We start from the raw sequence: 15,864 nt of genomic DNA, 5'->3' as shown, positions 1-15,864 counted from the left end.
TCAAAAATCATTAATCTAACAACTATCTAAAACGGAATCTGATGTATCTTTTCAGCGATTATAGTTCTAAATCTCATTGATCTAACAACTATCTAAAACTTAAATCAACAACTATTCTGCAGGTTTTCCGTTCTAAATCTCATTGATCTAACAACTCTAAAACTTGATTATCGTCGAAAAAGACACCGCCATTGTTCTAAATCTCATTGATCTAACAACTATCTAAAACTTACTTAACCACTACCAAAGAAGAAAAAGCGTTCTAAATCTCATTGATCTAACAACTATCTAAAACCCATTAAGTATTTCTTGCTTAACGTTTAAAGTTCTAAATCTCATTGATCTAACAACTATCTAAAACCTACTCCGAAAGCTTGAACGACAGGATGGCGTTCTAAATCTCATTGATCTAACAACTATCTAAAACATCGCCGAGCGTTTTTAAGAACTACCTCAAGTTCTAAATCTCATTGATCTAACAACGATTTAAATGTTATTGATAAATCAACGTTTATAAGACTTTTGTTCACCATTTGTTCTCCATAGTTAGCGAAACTACTCTTTTAGTTTAACAACATTTAGTTAAAAGTAAAACACTTTTGCTATGCTATAATATTTAAGTTGCAGCCCCGACACAGCAACGTGAGGGGGTGTAATCATGTTCTCTAGTATCATAGCGCCGATTATTGTCGGAATTGTTATTGCCATCTTTACATGGTGGATCAATAAACATTAGTTGACGCAAAATAAAAGACGTCTAGTCACTGTCCGGGTAAACTAGGCGTCTTTTTTGTGTTGCATTCATGTTCTCTAATATCCTTGCATGTTTATAATAACACATTTATTTCTGAAATCCCACAATTTGATTATGTATTAGCTCCCACTTAGGGAGCTCTTTATTACTTACCACCACCAACAGTATATAAAGCCGGTAGATATTCATTAGCAGCTACTTGATAACACCAACTGTCGTTAATTTTGACAAAGTTACTAAACTTGTAAACATCGCCGTTTATCACAGTCCGTACATAGTTACCCTTTTTATTGATTAAAGGCGCTTTACTAGACAAATATGAATGTACAGTTGCAATGCCATCTTGATCAGTAGCATTTTGCATTAAATAAGTTCCTCCGGCTACTAAATATGCAGGTTGACCGTCAATGCCAATAATGCCACCAGACTTCCATTGCGTCTTAGGTTCAATTTTTTGATTGAGCCACATACCGAATCGTTCGCGGGTATAGGTTTGGGTTTTAGTTACTACCACATTTTCGTGTGATTTAAGTGGTTGTTCGGCTACTTTTTTCCTATTGAATAGCCCATAATCGTAACTCATATCAACCGACTGGTCCGACCAGTTGTCGGTGTATTGCCAAGCCTGAACATTCCCATTAACGCCGCAAGTGCTTGAGCCATAACTTGCCACCCACAATGGATAGGTCCAAGCATTTAAAATGCCACCATTGAACCAGCTTGCCATGCTATACAGTCCCACATTAGTGTAGCCAGCATTAATCAGGTATTGCATGAACGCATTAACATCGTTCATGACTGAGCTAGCATGTAAGCTTGGATCTTCAACATCGCAAATTAAAGTCGTCGATTTCGGTAATCCAAATGTTTGAATTTTAGATAGGAAGAATTTAGCTTCATTTTGCGAGTCATTGTACCCTTGACCTTTGAAGTAGTGGTAAACGGAGACATTCATACCAACGCTTTGCACTGATTTAATTTGTTCACTAGCTTTGGGATTTAAATAGTTATCACCGGCTGGCGACCCTTGCGTGAGTTTAATGATGGCTGTTTGCACACCAGCGGCTTTAAACTGTTTAAAGTAATCAATACTGGAATCTTGATAGCTAGAAACATCAACTGCAAAGTTAGTCATGTTGTTCACCGCCTAACTGATTGAAATGCTTGTTAATGGTTGATTTAACAATATCTTGGGCGTTCTCTACTAGTTCACCATTGGGTGAATTAATCGGGGTAGCACCTTTATTTTTCTGTTTAACAACCACGGCCGGAGCTTTAAAGCCGTCAAATAATCCCGCGGTTGCCGCCCCAATAAGAAAACCTAAAACTGCTACCGAAACCAAGTGAGTATCGTTTTGGACTACGCCCATGACCAAACCAGCAGCGACTCCAACACCCATTGATAGCCACGGCAACCAGTGATTACCAAACTTAGTTTGCTTAAACGCCTGGACGACGGCGTAACAAATAGCACTGATCCCGACTATTTCGGTCCCAGTGCCTAAATTAAGACTATTTAAAAAATTCATATTAATCTCCTTTGTGTTTGCTTAAAAATTTATTTTCAATTAGATAAATTCTTTTCTCATGGTCGTGAAGCAAATCTTCATGCTCGTCTAATTGAATTTTGAACTCTTTGTGCTCCTTAGTGGAAGATTGCCTAAATTCTTGAATGGACTTAGTTAATTGATCCACTGAGTTAGTCAATGGCGCAATCATCGATTTTGAAGCCATCTTAAAAATCCACGTAATTAAACCACCGAAAAAAGTTAAAATTGCAATGATTGAAGCCCATTCGCCCCAATTTAAACCTAAAAATGAATGCACATAACTTCACCTCCAATTAATCCTCTGGTAAATAATAACTGATTGCTTCTATTTGATTAGGATAAATCATGTATTGCGTAATTCCAGAATCAAGGGCAGTTGTAGAAAGATTCATGTAAGCGGCATATTGTTGTGGTTCTACCCAGAATACCGAAATTATTAAATAATTATCGGTAGTTAAACAATGTGTATTTTTGGTTAAATCTAGTTCAAACGAATTAATATTTCCATTTGATTCAGATTCTAAAGTTTTAAAACCAACTGCATCTTGAGCATTAGAAAATATACTATATTGATTACGATTAGTATTTAACCAATAAACATCCTTTGGTACAACACTCTTAGTATTTGTCGATGGACTTCCGTTAATATTTGCTGCACCATCTCCGTTCAATAATCCGAATTTCTTAGATGGCAATACTAGATATGATTTTAATCCATATAAATTTTTGACTACGATTTTTTGAGCATTTGGCGTAATTTTAAAATACATCATTAAATATTGAGCAAAATCAGGATTTTTAGTATGATTGCTATTTTGAGCGGCTACACCAATTACTGTATTAGTTGAAGTAGTGCTTTGATCATAGTAAAATTGTATTTCTCTTTTGACAGAATAATTATTAAACATTTCTTGTGATAAATAATTAGTAAATTCTGAATCTTGCAAGATATTAGGATTATCCATATTTCCAGCTTTTTTATTTTTAAAACTACTTACAGATTGTAAATAATCATCATCAGTAATTATTAAATCTGGTTCAATAATTAAATCGATATCACCAGTTGATTCAAGTGCCGTATTATTTGTAATTCTAAAAAACGCGTGTTTCACGTGACCACTGTGTTTCGTGTCTTTAGCAGTTAACGCATATTGGATTAATCCATTTTTTGCATCAATAATAGTAGCTGGTTCACCTAAAATCGGTATGCCAGTTGCGCCTTGAATATTGAAAGTAACTACGCAACCAGTTAAATCGTACGGTGTGTTATCTTCGGTAAATATTTGACTTTGAATGATTGTCCCTACATCGTCTTGGCGGACTCTAATCGGTAGATTTTCGCCGTTATATTTATTTTGTAGATTTTGCGTGATTTTGAATGTTTTTACCACTTTTATCGCCTGCCTTATCACCCGGAAAATCATCGGGGTGTTTTAACTTTTGCTCATTAATAGTTTGATTTAATTGTTCATTTATAACTTGAAGTTGGGCAAGATTTAATTCTAAGTTAGCGATTTTAATTGCTAACTTAGTTGCTACTGCTTGATTATTCATTAGCTAACTCCTTTGGCAACATGGCTTCGATTGAATCTTTAAAATCAGCAAAATCAGTATCAACTTGTTTGTTTTGTTCGTCATTAATATTTTCGATTGTTTGATTAATTGAGTAGCGGTTTGAATTTGGATAAATGGTCGCAGTAAAGTTGGCCAACACATTGTCATTCTCATCCATCGATTGAGCTGTTAAATTAATTACTTTATTTTGTTTATTCAACATTTAAATTTCTCCTTTTTAATCTTCAGCAAAGGCAATTTTTCGATCACCGTAATACAAATAATATCCGTCCCACGTGAGTTCCTTTTGACCCAGCCAGACGTGATCACTAACGCCTAGACCTACGACACCATCAATATCACCATTAACGGTTAACGCGGGTGTAGAAATCCCATATTTACTAATACTCACGCCACCTAAATTAATACTCGTTTCACCTTTAATCGTGCCGCCGTCTATCGTAATACCTTTAATATTTCCGCCGTCAATTGTGGGTGAATAAATGAAACCGCCATGAATATCAGCTGCATCAATCCGAGCACCGTTAATTTCACCAGCGGTAATAGTTCCACTAGCAATAGTTAAACCAGTAATTTTATTGCCAGTAATCGCATCAGCGTAAACTCGGCCATCGTTAGTGATTGCCGTTTTAACTAATTTCTGGCCATCGTAATAGCCTAGCCCGTTCGAATTGAAAACTAATTGACCTTTGCCACCGTCTAACGATGTTCGGGCAATAATGTTGTAAATATTTTTTCGCGTCGGCAAAAAGTCTTTATCGGTAAACAGAATTTCCCCAAGTTGGTCTTGGCCTAAAATATAGCTACTGATATCAGTTTGAGCTTGAGCCACTTCGGCCGTTAGTTTTTTATAATAATCGTCAATTAACTTTTGAGCTTGTTCATCGGCAGCTTGTAAATCGCTATTAATAGCGTCTTGAGTCTCTTGATTTTGTTCAATTTTGTCATTAGTAGCTTGATTAATTTGAGTTTGGTTATCGTTCCACGCACTTTGGTCCTGCTGGTTTTTATCAATCGTGTCACTTAAACCAGCATTAACATCGTCTTGATTATCTTGATTTTTCTTCTGCTTCAACCACATATCATAGGCCCGCTGGCCAGCGGTTTTAACTACATAGTCTCCAAACTCCGCTACTGAACGCGTGTTAGTCAATAAATCAATCTTTAACTTAAATATCCGCGTTTTGTATTCAATTTTGTATTGCGGCATGACAATTGTCACTGCGTCGCCAAGGCTTACATCACCTAGTTCAGTAACGGAAGTCGAAAATTGGACTTGTGGGCGCGAAATTTCTTCTAAGTCTAAATAGGCTTGCCTGATTAAATCATCAGTTTGTTTAATCCCGTCATAGTCTTTAATTAGAACTTTAGGTCGTCCGCTTGGATAGCCAAACTGGGTAGTACGTTCTGGTATTTCTAGCCAAAGTTGTCCCTTAGGCTTATCCACTGGGTCACCATTAGCTTTTGACCACACTTCATCAGCAATATTAATCTTCCGGCTGTAACCGCCAGTGTCATTACCATTCTCGTCTTGTTTGGCAATTCCATCACCCCGCGGTACTACTGCTGTATAAAGGTTAGTGGTTGACGTCTCTTTAACGATTGATAGCGCGTTAGAACCATAAGCAAACCGTTTGCCGGTGTCTTTGCCCATCGAACTGTAAATATCTACATACCGATTAGTAATTTTATTGCCCGTTATTTGATAGCTAAAATCAACATCAACATCGAAGTAATCAATTACATCATTTAACGCATTCAAACGACTTTCAAAGTAGAAATTGATTGTACCAACGGGTATCTCACCATCGGGAATTGAGCGTAAGGTCCAACGGCTGCCGTCAAAGATTGGTTGAATTATCTTACTAAAATCATTCATGACAAAACGCCGGTCTTGAATGAAGCCATCACCATCTAACTCAAAGTGCGCCTCATCAACCCCGCTAAAAATAATCTGGTGGTCATTGTTAATCTTCCAATTAGTCAACGCATAAATATGGTATTCCTGCGTTTTCCGATTACTAATAGCCACGTACTTAGCAGTGTCAAATGAATCCATATAAACCTTGGCTAGTAATGTGCCATCAATTTGATAGGCAGCCCGTAACTCTTGCGTTTCATACAATTCAATTAAATTACTAGGTGGGATGCGCTGAAATACGGTCTCATTTTTATCTAGCAATAGTAAAGTTGCTTGACTCACAGTAACCACCTCCGATATTTAATCGTTGCTGAACTACCGTTAGTAATCTTAATTACATCACCGTTCTTAATTTGTAACTGTTCAAGCTCGCTAAACATCGTAATATCGTTCAAAATTGAAGTCCCACCACTGGTTACTGAACCATCATTTGGCATCAAAACTACATTAGAATGCGCAGTAGTTAAGCCGAATGTTTGGTCCTGTGTTTGATTAGTAAAACTAAAATTAGCGGCAGTTGAACTAAATATAATACTTTCAGGTATCACTGGATAAATTAAATAATGATCCTTGATTGTGTCACTATTTGCGACCGTTAAAGATTTAACGCTGCTAACTTTCCAAGGACTTGGGCAATGTAATGTGAAATCAGAAATCACATTCAATTCACCAGCTTCTACACTATTCACTTTAGTTAAAATGCCAGTATAAAAATAATCCGGTTCATCTTTGAAGTTAAAAGACAAATTCGGATTATTTAAAAAATACATTAACCTATTGAATTTTTGCCGAAAATCGTTGGGGTCATCGCATTGTAATTGAAATTTAATATCAATATCTCGACTAGGATGACTAAACTGTCCTATAATTGAGCCATCAATGCCATTAATTGAAGTTTCAGCTAGTGAATAATTTGATAGTTCACGACCACTAACTTGCAGTGTTTGGTAACCAGGTATCAACTCTTCTAAAAAAGTATATTGGTTACCGATCTTAACTGCCAACGCTTCAGCTGGCAACCGTTCTAATTGTAATGGTTTATCTGATTTTAAATCACGAAAAGTATACATATTATTTCCTTTCTAAACGCCAAAACGATTAAGCGACAAGTTAATATCTTGAGTCTTGCTAATATCGTCAACAAAACCATTAAATTCATTATTACCCATTTTTAAAGTTAAATGAGCTGGCTGTTTATCAGCAATTGCTTGTAAATTAACGGATCTATTTAAATCGCTTGAGTCAATATCTGGCATATTCAAACTAATTTCTAAGCCATTAGTTTTAATCTTAGTAATTAATTTAGTAATCATGGCATCCATCGCTTCCATGGACTCCATCGAGTTCTTCATTAACTTAGAAATAGCGCCATTCATAGCTTCGGCTGATTGAGATGTATCTTTTACCATTTTGTTAATCATCGAATCCATGGCATTGGCAGCTTCATCTGAGTTTTGGTCAATCCCATCAGCGACACCTAATGCTAAATACTTACCAACTTCATCCCGCATTAACGCCGATGGTGAATGAATCTTTGCAACACGTTTTGCTTCACGGTTAACTTTATTAACTAAATTACGCATAGCACGCACGGCTGAATTAGTATTATCGTAAATACCATTAGCAACACCTTGAGCTTCATTAACGCCAACACTATGAAACGAAATACTGTTAGCACCATTTTTACTTGCTTGGGCTAATGCTTTACCCGCGTCATAAGCTTTAGATTTTTTAGAAGTAAGACCATTATTATGACTGTCACCGTTTTGTTTACCAGCATCTTTGAATTTCTGCTTATGAGCCGCAGTACCATCAGCACCTGCACTAGCTACTGTTTTACCAGCGTCCTTAGCTTTGCCCTTTTCTGATTTAATACCATTAGCGTGCTTTCTAGCATTATCTTTCCCAGTTGCGGTATATTGACTATTAGCTTTAGCCAAAGTATTAGTGACCGATTTAGACAAGTCATTACCTGCACCAGCGGCTTCATCTAAACTGGTTTTATTGTGCATGGCTCCGGAATAGTTTTTAGCATTCTTTCTTGCTGCTGAATGGTATTTATCAGTAACTTGAATTGCACCTTGAGCACCTGAATCAGCTAACTTTTGACCTGCTGGGCGAGCATCGTAAACCTGAATAGCTTGTGTATAGCTTTTAGCATGTTTTTGACCGGCTTTTTTGTGTTGTCCTTTACCATTAGATGCACCTTTAGCTGATTCATTGGCTAAATATTGGCCAGCTGTTTTAAAATCACCATTTCGTAACGCATTAATAAATGAATTTTTACCAGCTTCTCCGCTCTTAAACATTGAATTAGGCAAACTTTGAAGACCTTGAATGGTACTGCTATTCATTACTTGCGCCGCTTCACTAGCACTGAACTTACCATCGCTTAAAGCTTGAACTAAACCGTTGACGCCTTGGACTCCACCTTGTTGTAGCATATACGCAAAAGCTTGCATTTGTTGACTAGTATTATTATTCATGGAAACAAATGATAAGAACATAGATTGCAATTGATCACTGGTAACTTGACCTAAACTATCCAATCCTTGTTTCCAAGTATTGAAGTTAAGCTTGCTACCGTTTGCAATAACTGTGTTCATCTGTTGACCGAAACTTGTTTGCTTATCAACTAATTGTTTTTGGTGTGTTTGTAGCTGTGTTAATTCTTGTTCATCAGTCGCTTTCGTCGTGGCATCTTTATCACTTTGAATTTTAGCCTTTAAATCTTTAATCTTTTGCTCGCCAACTTGAATCTGCTGTGCTTCTAATTGATAGTTGGCATTTAAAGTGTCAATCGTTGCCTTTTGTTGAGTTTTATTAAGCTTTTGACCATTCTTAATTCGCGCTTCTTGCGCTTGTACATAGATTTGGTTTTGCTCAATCAATTTTTCTTTGTATTTATTGTTTTGATCGGTCAAAATTTTAACTTCATCTTTAGTCATAGCTGTGCCATCACTAAACTTTTTCTGTTGTAATTGCCGGTCCAAATCTTGAGTTACATTTAATAACTGCTGATTATTTTGCGCAGTAGCTTTAGCTAAATTAGCATTTGCTTGATTTAAAGCTTTTAATCGGTCGGAACCAGTTTTAGATTCCGCTTTTTTAACGGAGTCGTTATATTTTTTAGAAGCTTTATCAACATTAGATTGATATTGAGTTAATGTGCTCTCAACATTTTTCAAAAATTCTTTAGTTTTGGCACTAACACCATCATTGTTAATCAAATCGGATAATTTAGTTTTAGAACTATCAAAGTCTTTTTTCATCTGCTTAGCCGAATCACCAATTTGATTAACAGAAACTTTCACGCCGTCAAAATGACTCTTACTGCCATCTGCTGATTTACCAATTTGGTGAAATGAATCAGAAAATGTTTTACCGGTATCAGAAACAGTAGTGCCAATATCTTTAATATTGTTCTTAGCCGCATTCATTGATTGGCCAGCTTTTTTGAATTCTTCTTGACCTTTTTTGCCATGAGTTGTGATTTCTTCAAAGATGCCAACAATCCCATGACCGAGCGCTATCACACTATTTAAGACTGCGCCTAAAACATCAACTGTAATTCGCAAAGCACCGGCCAAAGCGATTACAGCACTAACGATAGCACCAATTGCTAATGCTCCAATGGCTTTACCAATATTTTCAATTACTGGCAAAATTGGTTTCAGCGAATCAAACACATGGTCAATAGTGATTTTCAATGGTTTCAAGATACTTTCAACGCCACCAATAGCAGTTTTAACCACGCCTTGAATGTTGCCAAAATTAGTTGACCAAGCATAGTAAATTAAACCTGCCACTGCGGCAATCGCCATCGCAACACCACTTAATGCACCTAATGATTTGCCTAATCCACCGGCTGCAATTGCTCCATTTTTTAGACCTTCCGAAGCTTTGCTAGCACCGTGACCAATTTCACCGATAGCATCGCCATCTTTCATAGCTGTATTGGTTAATTGAGCAATAGCTTTATCATCGGCACCAATGGATTTTAGCAATCCATAAAATACCTGATTCAGTTTAGTTGCCATGCTATCAGCTGAACTAGTTATGCTATTTTTCATTTTGGTAAATGCCCCAGTAACTTCATCAGTCCCTTTGATCGGGTGACGCATTGACGTATACATATTTTGTAACGCTGTAGAAACTTTTGAACTAGCTTCTTTTGCATTGGAACCAATGTTTTTAAAAGATTCAATTACTTGATTAATATGATTTTTAAAAGACTCAACAAACGAACCTTCTTTTAAACTTGAATAAAATTTAGAAAGACCATCTTTAGCAGTTGTTAAAGTACCTATAAATGGTTTTAAAGTTACAGCATTCATAATTTTTACAAAATTACCCATACCACTAGAAACCACTGTTACACCTTGACTTACTAAACCTAAATCAGCTTGCATAGTTTCTAAGGCTTGAATAGTTTTAGTGGCGCCTACTCCAATACCTTTAAAGGTTTCTAAAGCTACAAATGCCGGTAAGAGAATTTTTAATGCTGCGGTTACTTGTTGAATACTTGGTAAAAAGCCTAAGAATGTTTTAGCCATGGATTCAATATGCTTAATTTCTTTTTGAATCTCACCTTGGTTAGCTTGAATATACTTAGTAAATTCTTGGACATATTTAGTAGCGGCATTGACACCCTTACGTAAATCACCATCAAAGACTGCTTCAACAGCAATAGCCAAGGACTCAAAGGCTCCGCCCAATTGCTCAATTGAGCTACTTAAATCATCTTGCATGCGGTTAGCCATCTTTTGGGCAGCGCCATCAGAATGAACTAATGAATTCGTTAATTTTTCTAGCTTGCCGGGTTGTGAGTCTAGTAAAACATTCATTGCACGACCACCTTGGACACCGTACATTTCAGACATGTAATACTGCTTTTGCTGATCGGTCATGCCAGATAATTTACCACGTAATTCTTCAACTTGTTGGGCTAAGGGCTTCATCTTGCCACTGGAATCATAAGCGCTAAAACCAATTTGTTGCATCGCTTTTTTAGCTTCTTCCGATGGATTTTGCACCTTAGTTAAGGCCATTGCCAAGTTCGAACCAGCTTCAGTACCTTTGATACCGGCGTTGGATAGAATACCAATGGCAGCGCTAGTTTCTTCCAAGCTTAAACCAGCAGCATGTGCTTGGGGTGCGACCATTTTTAAGGCTTGGCCCATATCGCTTGCCTCAGCATTGGTATCGGCAGCGGCTTTGGCAAAAACATCAGCCACGTGACCTGATTTATCAGCTTCAATACCAAAGCCGTTCATCGCCGTAGCTGCATCATCTGCCGCTTCAGCAACATTACCACCAGATACGGCTGCTAAGTTTAAAACACCTGGCATGGCTTCCATGATTTGTTTCGGTTTCATACCTGCCGACGCTAAATTTTCCATACCTTCGGCAGCTTCTTTGGCACTAAATTGCGTTTTAGCACCTAAATCAATCGCTTCTTTTTTCAAAGCCGTAAAATCTTTGCCCGTGGCACCACTAATTGCGGCTACGCGGCTCATTTGGTGTTCAAATTCGGCACCAGTTTTAACCGCAGCTACACTCACGCCAGTAACAGCAGTAGCACCTACCGCCATTGCCCGTTTCATTACACCAGATACCAAGGTTGAAGACTTACCTAAGTTATCAATTGGTGCCGTGCTCGTGTTCCGCATTTCATCTTTAAATGACTTATAAGCATTTCTAGCTTCGGCCATGCCACTTACATAATTACCAACTGAAGCGGTTAAAATAGCTCGGGTTGTATAATCACTCATATTTAGCCTCCTTTCTTTTGATATTTTTGAACTCGTTTCGCAATTTTTAACAATTCGGGGTCTAATTCATCAGTACTACCATCTAGTTTTTTAATGGCACCTTCATAATCGAATAAATCAGCATACGTATCACCAGTTTTTAAGCCTTTAGCCATTAAATTGGCCCAAGCTGCTGTGTATATATCATTTAACTGATCAACTTTTGCTAAATAATAGGCATCCATACGGATGGAATACTCAACAATTGTCATTTCTTGCGCTTCTTTTAAGGACTTAACCCCCAAAAAACGAAAGCAATCTAAAATTATTCTTCGGTAGGTTGCTCGGCTTCCGTGAACGCTTTTTCGGTTTCTTTTTTGGCTTTCTTCAAACTCTGTTCGTACAGTTGAACTAAGGGCTTGGTCTGTCGTGTTGTCTTTAATTGCTTGACAAATTTTTTGAAAAAATCCGTATATTCTTTATCGGATTTGAATGAATCCACCCACTCATCGTATTGCTCCGCACTTAAATCCATTTGCGTATTTAATGCGGCATGAATCCCCTGAAACAATGGATAAGGATTTGGTGTTTGCAATTTAGCATATAAAGTTGAAACCCCAGCACCAAACTGCATTACTTGAACATCAATTTTAAATTTCTCGTCAAGCTCTTGAATAAAGCTCACACCGAAATGTAACTTATAATCCTTGCCATCAATCTTGATTTCCATAACTAAATCTCCTTTTTTTAATTCAGATAACAAAAAAGTAGGGAATCGAACCCTACTTTTCTTAAACTAGGCATTAGAACTAGAGTCATTACCACCGCTAGTTTGTGGTGCCGTATCCGTAAAGACGTACTGCACTTCTTTTTCTTGTTCTAACGTCAAAGTAACTTCACCTTTTTGCGGTAATTGATCAATATTAACCGTAGTTTTAATGGTGTTAAATTTTCCGACTTCAGAAGGTACTTCCCATGATTGCAAATACCCTTGGCCATAAGTGGCATTATACTTACCATCAGCTAATTTGTTAGAAATATCCACATCCCAGACTTCTAATTTTTCAGAATTTTTAGCCGCTTCTTCTAACATCTCATTAACGTCATCGCGGCTGCTCAACGCTTCAATTTCTAAGGTTACCGTTGGTTTCGATGGTGAGTTCACACTTCCGTCTTTCGTTTGCGTCGTTTCAGACTTGGAATCATATTTCCAAGTGTGTTTAGTCTGCAAAGCTAACTTAACCGCATTATCAGTTGCCTGTTTGGCCATTGAACGAAACATTAAAATATTTTGGTCACCTTGAATTGGATTAGCCATGTTACATACTTCCTTTCAAATAATTAAAATTAAAGTCCAAGATTTCATGCCACAAAATCGTAGCTGTGGAATTGTCTTGGAGAATTTGTTTATTACAACTTAAAAAACCAATGCTATAAACATCAGCTTGATGAATTTGCTTAGTAGTTTGAACTAAGTTCAAGCTCATATCACTAATTAATTTACGATTCTGCCGCTCACCGTAAATATGCACACTTACATTCGTTTGCCCGGCTAATTCTTGGTAAGATTTCAATTCAATTGGCGTATCAAATTGTTCGCCAAAATAGACGAAGGGATAACTGGCGCTATTATCAGGCAAATAATTATACGTTGAATAGCCTAGGTTCAAACTAGCTTTGAAAATTGCGTCATAAACCGCTTGATTTGGGTCTTTCATTAGTGATTCACCAACCTGTCGATTTCATCAACAAAATCCTGGGATTGAAACATAAATGCCGGTCTAATATGCGGTGTACCGCTCATGAACCGCGTGCCATATTCTTGGTAAGAATCGTAAGGTGCCGTTCCGTCCATCACAGCACTAAATTGTTGCCCTTTATTTGTAAAATTCAATGTAATGGCACGTTTCAAATAACCGGTGCGGACTGGAGCATACTCTTGGGCTTTTTGCTGCATTTTTCCGCCGTTACGTTTCACGACTTCCGCAGCTTTGAAGCCAATAGTTTCTGGAATTTTCAAAAAGTTTTCAAAGGCTTCACCGCCAGTGATTGACACTTTCACATCCAATTAACCATCTCCTTTTAAAGCAATTATTTGCCGACGATTAACGATTTTTTGAGTCACAAAAAAATACTTTCGGTTATTGATTCGGCAATAATCAAAAGTATCTAAATATGGTTGCTTCAAATGAATCAAAATATCGGTAGTCTTTAAATCACCAAATACTAGCGTTGATTTAGCCATGCTTGGGCTAGAAACATGCGCCAACTTAGTGATTTGACTACTCTCACCACCTACTTCTTCGCCTAAATCAGGATCATAATGCGTTTGCGACTGCTTAACAAACGTCACTTGGCTTTCGTATTTCAATAGAAATGAAACGTTGAACTGGCTTCAGTCTCTTCATGATTAGCTAACCAATCTTCAATATCTTTGGCAAATGGCGCCAAGTCATCAGTCTGATAGGTTGCCGAAACATCACTTTCCGAAGCCGTCGTTTTCCCTTCGTCGTTAATTCGATTAAATCTTGAGATACTTGCCTCAATCACAATATAGTCCAGTTCAGGTGGTACCGCAGTCTGATTGAGCTTAGCTTTTAAGCGGGCAATAATTAATTCAATAACAGTCGTGAGTGTCGCATCACTTTCAGCGTTATCAATGCCAATTACTTGTTTAATTTGACCTAAATAATCAGTCATTTAAAATCATCTACTTTGCAGCTTTAGATTGTGCGCCACCAATAGTACCAACTACTACCTTGGTGTCGTCAAACAAGTAAGGTGCATAATGCTCAGTTGCATAGATTTCAGTTGAAGCGGTATTGGCAACACGTTGAGTTTCAACCAAAGCACTGCGTTTCATTACTAACTTCAAAGCACCCTGTTTAACGAATAACGCATCACTATCGGACAATTTACGTGAGCGAACAATTTGCACGCCTAAAATATCAGCATAGGTACCATTAATTAATTCTTTGGCACCAACATCAGAACCAATCTTCTGTTTAACAGCATCGGTACGCAAAGCACTAGCGGTCTTTGGTGAAACTACCAAGACTACTTGCGCAGTGTCTTCATCGTTAAATACATCCAATGCTGATTGAATACCAGCAACAGTAGCTGCAATTGAGACAGTTTGTGTACCTGTCTTTACTGCTGCTAACAAATCATTATCAACCTTATTGGCTAAGGCTAAGCCTAACTGATTGGTTGACTCTTTAACGGGGTCGCCATAGCCACTTAAAACAGCTTCATCGGTAATTGAAGTACCCAAACCAGCTTTTTTAACCTTGACTGATTTATTAGTGGTACCCAATTTGTTAACCGGAATAGGTTGCCCTTCAGGAACATCTTGCGCGTCACCAATGTAGCCAAAAGCGGGCATTGTTAAGGTGTCACCCGGCACACCTGATAAAGTGTTATCAATCGTTGCTAATGGTGTAAACCGCAACGCATTCTTTAAATTATAAGAAATAATTGGTGATAAAACCTGTGGATCGACTAAATCCGCTAACATTGTTTGAACATCTGCCATATTTTTAAATTCCTCCTGTTAATTTACTGAACGTCTCAGGGTCCTTTTTAAACAACTCTGAACGTTCTTGACTACTCATCTGATTGAATTGTTCAATCGTTACTGTTGATTTTGAACTTGCACTCTTTGGCGTGGAACCCTTTAATAACTCATCTTTAACTTGGCCCGATAATCGTTCAACCATGCCTTTGATTACCTCAATATTCTGATTAGTCGTGTTTTCATCAGCACCAACTACTAACTCCAATTCATCAGCGGTTAAATCAATGTTGGACTCTTTCAAAGTTGAACGTGCTTCATCTAGCAAATTGATATGAGCAAGCTTAGTTTCAGCTTCATTTTTAGCATCAGTCAACTTCTTTAACTCAGCGTCTCGCTTTTGGTCCGCTGTCATCTTAGCTTCCTTTTTTGCTTGTTCTAAAGCGTCTTGCTTAGCTTTTTCAATCGCCTCTGCCTGTTCTTCCTTTTCACGAGCTAACCGAGTCTTAACAATTTGGTCTACTTCGGCATCAGAATATTTTTTCTCTGGTTTCTCAGGCTTCGAATCATCTTTTGGTTCGTTAGGTTCCGCGAAATACTGCAAATTCATTTTTAAATCTTTATCCATAATTAAAACTCCTTCCCATTGCTTTTTTAAGTGGCTCAATGCTTGCACTATCCATAGCTTTTAAAGACTTCAATGCTTGGTCAAATTTTGCGCATAATAAAAACGCCTTAATTTGCGTTTTAAGACGTTTTAGTTAATTTAATATAATTATTCAGACTAGTTACTAAAA

Annotated in this window: 19 protein-coding genes; 1 reads left to right on the top strand and 18 read right to left on the bottom strand. The window is 37.4% G+C overall.

Annotation, left to right across the window (positions count from 1 at the left end):
• The first annotated feature begins 658 nt into the window (after positions 1-658).
• Complete coding sequence (locus AC3B6Y_RS08925) at positions 659-736, top strand: type I toxin-antitoxin system Fst family toxin (RefSeq protein WP_489791522.1); 78 nt, start codon at positions 659-661, stop codon at positions 734-736.
• 163 nt (positions 737-899) lie between these two features.
• Here AC3B6Y_RS08925 and AC3B6Y_RS08920 read toward each other — a convergent pair whose 3' ends face one another.
• From AC3B6Y_RS08920 to AC3B6Y_RS08835, 18 genes are all read right to left on the bottom strand, one after another.
• Positions 900-1,889, bottom strand: a complete 990-nt coding sequence (locus AC3B6Y_RS08920; protein ID WP_489791051.1) for a GH25 family lysozyme — start codon at positions 1,887-1,889, stop codon at positions 900-902.
• Positions 1,882-2,283 (bottom strand): hypothetical protein, encoded by a 402-nt coding sequence (locus AC3B6Y_RS08915; RefSeq protein WP_489791050.1) that lies wholly within the window; start codon positions 2,281-2,283, stop codon positions 1,882-1,884. The genes AC3B6Y_RS08920 and AC3B6Y_RS08915 overlap by 8 nt, the downstream gene beginning before the upstream one ends.
• A gap of 1 nt (position 2,284) precedes the next feature.
• Positions 2,285-2,581: a hypothetical protein gene (locus tag AC3B6Y_RS08910; RefSeq protein WP_489791049.1), complete on the bottom strand. Its 297-nt coding sequence runs from the start codon at positions 2,579-2,581 to the stop codon at positions 2,285-2,287.
• 16 nt (positions 2,582-2,597) lie between these two features.
• Positions 2,598-3,695: a BppU family phage baseplate upper protein gene (locus AC3B6Y_RS08905; protein WP_489791048.1), complete on the bottom strand. Its 1,098-nt coding sequence runs from the start codon at positions 3,693-3,695 to the stop codon at positions 2,598-2,600.
• Complete coding sequence (locus AC3B6Y_RS08900) at positions 3,655-3,858, bottom strand: hypothetical protein (RefSeq protein ID WP_489791047.1); 204 nt, start codon at positions 3,856-3,858, stop codon at positions 3,655-3,657. The genes AC3B6Y_RS08905 and AC3B6Y_RS08900 overlap by 41 nt, the downstream gene beginning before the upstream one ends.
• Positions 3,851-4,081: a hypothetical protein gene (locus AC3B6Y_RS08895; RefSeq protein ID WP_489791046.1), complete on the bottom strand. Its 231-nt coding sequence runs from the start codon at positions 4,079-4,081 to the stop codon at positions 3,851-3,853. Before AC3B6Y_RS08895 ends, AC3B6Y_RS08900 begins: the two co-directional genes overlap by 8 nt.
• A gap of 15 nt (positions 4,082-4,096) precedes the next feature.
• On the bottom strand, positions 4,097-6,082 hold the full coding sequence (locus tag AC3B6Y_RS08890) for a phage tail spike protein (protein WP_489791045.1): 1,986 nt from the start codon (positions 6,080-6,082) through the stop codon (positions 4,097-4,099).
• Positions 6,079-6,870, bottom strand: a complete 792-nt coding sequence (locus AC3B6Y_RS08885) for a distal tail protein Dit (RefSeq protein WP_489791044.1) — start codon at positions 6,868-6,870, stop codon at positions 6,079-6,081. Before AC3B6Y_RS08885 ends, AC3B6Y_RS08890 begins: the two co-directional genes overlap by 4 nt.
• A gap of 12 nt (positions 6,871-6,882) precedes the next feature.
• Positions 6,883-11,574 (bottom strand): phage tail tape measure protein, encoded by a 4,692-nt coding sequence (locus AC3B6Y_RS08880; protein ID WP_489791043.1) that lies wholly within the window; start codon positions 11,572-11,574, stop codon positions 6,883-6,885.
• Between the two features lie 2 nt (positions 11,575-11,576).
• Entirely contained in the window at positions 11,577-11,825 is a 249-nt protein-coding gene (locus tag AC3B6Y_RS08875; protein WP_489791042.1) for a hypothetical protein, read from the bottom strand.
• 53 nt (positions 11,826-11,878) lie between these two features.
• Positions 11,879-12,283, bottom strand: coding sequence for a tail assembly chaperone (locus AC3B6Y_RS08870; RefSeq protein WP_489791041.1), 405 nt, complete (start codon positions 12,281-12,283; stop codon positions 11,879-11,881).
• A 66-nt stretch (positions 12,284-12,349) separates the two neighbouring features.
• A complete protein-coding gene (locus tag AC3B6Y_RS08865) occupies positions 12,350-12,871 on the bottom strand; it encodes a phage major tail protein, TP901-1 family (RefSeq protein ID WP_489791040.1) in 522 nt (173 codons plus the stop codon).
• 1 nt (position 12,872) lies between these two features.
• Positions 12,873-13,271 (bottom strand): hypothetical protein, encoded by a 399-nt coding sequence (locus AC3B6Y_RS08860; RefSeq protein WP_489791039.1) that lies wholly within the window; start codon positions 13,269-13,271, stop codon positions 12,873-12,875.
• Positions 13,271-13,615, bottom strand: a complete 345-nt coding sequence (locus AC3B6Y_RS08855) for an HK97-gp10 family putative phage morphogenesis protein (protein WP_489791521.1) — start codon at positions 13,613-13,615, stop codon at positions 13,271-13,273. The genes AC3B6Y_RS08860 and AC3B6Y_RS08855 overlap by 1 nt, the downstream gene beginning before the upstream one ends.
• Before the next feature lie 6 nt (positions 13,616-13,621).
• On the bottom strand, positions 13,622-13,924 hold the full coding sequence (locus AC3B6Y_RS08850; RefSeq protein ID WP_489791038.1) for a hypothetical protein: 303 nt from the start codon (positions 13,922-13,924) through the stop codon (positions 13,622-13,624).
• Positions 13,921-14,253, bottom strand: a complete 333-nt coding sequence (locus AC3B6Y_RS08845) for a phage head-tail connector protein (RefSeq protein WP_489791037.1) — start codon at positions 14,251-14,253, stop codon at positions 13,921-13,923. The genes AC3B6Y_RS08850 and AC3B6Y_RS08845 overlap by 4 nt, the downstream gene beginning before the upstream one ends.
• A 10-nt stretch (positions 14,254-14,263) precedes the next feature.
• Entirely contained in the window at positions 14,264-15,088 is an 825-nt protein-coding gene (locus tag AC3B6Y_RS08840) for a N4-gp56 family major capsid protein (RefSeq protein WP_489791036.1), read from the bottom strand.
• Positions 15,089-15,092: 4 nt separating this feature from the next.
• Positions 15,093-15,695: a DUF4355 domain-containing protein gene (locus tag AC3B6Y_RS08835; RefSeq protein WP_489791035.1), complete on the bottom strand. Its 603-nt coding sequence runs from the start codon at positions 15,693-15,695 to the stop codon at positions 15,093-15,095.
• Between the last annotated feature and the right edge of the window lie 169 nt (positions 15,696-15,864).

This window comes from Bombilactobacillus sp. ESL1092, assembly GCF_058107465.1.
This window is presented reverse-complemented; position numbering and strand designations above follow the sequence as displayed.

Bases quoted from the DNA above. Each gene is read 5' to 3' on its own strand.
- AC3B6Y_RS08925 (WP_489791522.1), top strand. From the start codon at position 659: ATGTTCTCTAGTATCATAGCGCCGATTATTGTCGGAATTGTTATTGCC.
- AC3B6Y_RS08920 (WP_489791051.1), bottom strand. From the start codon at position 1,889: ATGACTAACTTTGCAGTTGATGTTTCTAGCTATCAAGATTCCAGTATT.
- AC3B6Y_RS08915 (WP_489791050.1), bottom strand. From the start codon at position 2,283: ATGAATTTTTTAAATAGTCTTAATTTAGGCACTGGGACCGAAATAGTC.
- AC3B6Y_RS08900 (WP_489791047.1), bottom strand. From the start codon at position 3,858: ATGAATAATCAAGCAGTAGCAACTAAGTTAGCAATTAAAATCGCTAAC.
- AC3B6Y_RS08895 (WP_489791046.1), bottom strand. From the start codon at position 4,081: ATGTTGAATAAACAAAATAAAGTAATTAATTTAACAGCTCAATCGATG.
- AC3B6Y_RS08885 (WP_489791044.1), bottom strand. From the start codon at position 6,870: ATGTATACTTTTCGTGATTTAAAATCAGATAAACCATTACAATTAGAA.
- AC3B6Y_RS08880 (WP_489791043.1), bottom strand. From the start codon at position 11,574: ATGAGTGATTATACAACCCGAGCTATTTTAACCGCTTCAGTTGGTAAT.
- AC3B6Y_RS08875 (WP_489791042.1), bottom strand. From the start codon at position 11,825: ATGACAATTGTTGAGTATTCCATCCGTATGGATGCCTATTATTTAGCA.
- AC3B6Y_RS08870 (WP_489791041.1), bottom strand. From the start codon at position 12,283: ATGGAAATCAAGATTGATGGCAAGGATTATAAGTTACATTTCGGTGTG.
- AC3B6Y_RS08865 (WP_489791040.1), bottom strand. From the start codon at position 12,871: ATGGCTAATCCAATTCAAGGTGACCAAAATATTTTAATGTTTCGTTCA.
- AC3B6Y_RS08860 (WP_489791039.1), bottom strand. From the start codon at position 13,271: ATGAAAGACCCAAATCAAGCGGTTTATGACGCAATTTTCAAAGCTAGT.
- AC3B6Y_RS08845 (WP_489791037.1), bottom strand. From the start codon at position 14,253: ATGACTGATTATTTAGGTCAAATTAAACAAGTAATTGGCATTGATAAC.
- AC3B6Y_RS08840 (WP_489791036.1), bottom strand. From the start codon at position 15,088: ATGGCAGATGTTCAAACAATGTTAGCGGATTTAGTCGATCCACAGGTT.
- AC3B6Y_RS08835 (WP_489791035.1), bottom strand. From the start codon at position 15,695: ATGGATAAAGATTTAAAAATGAATTTGCAGTATTTCGCGGAACCTAAC.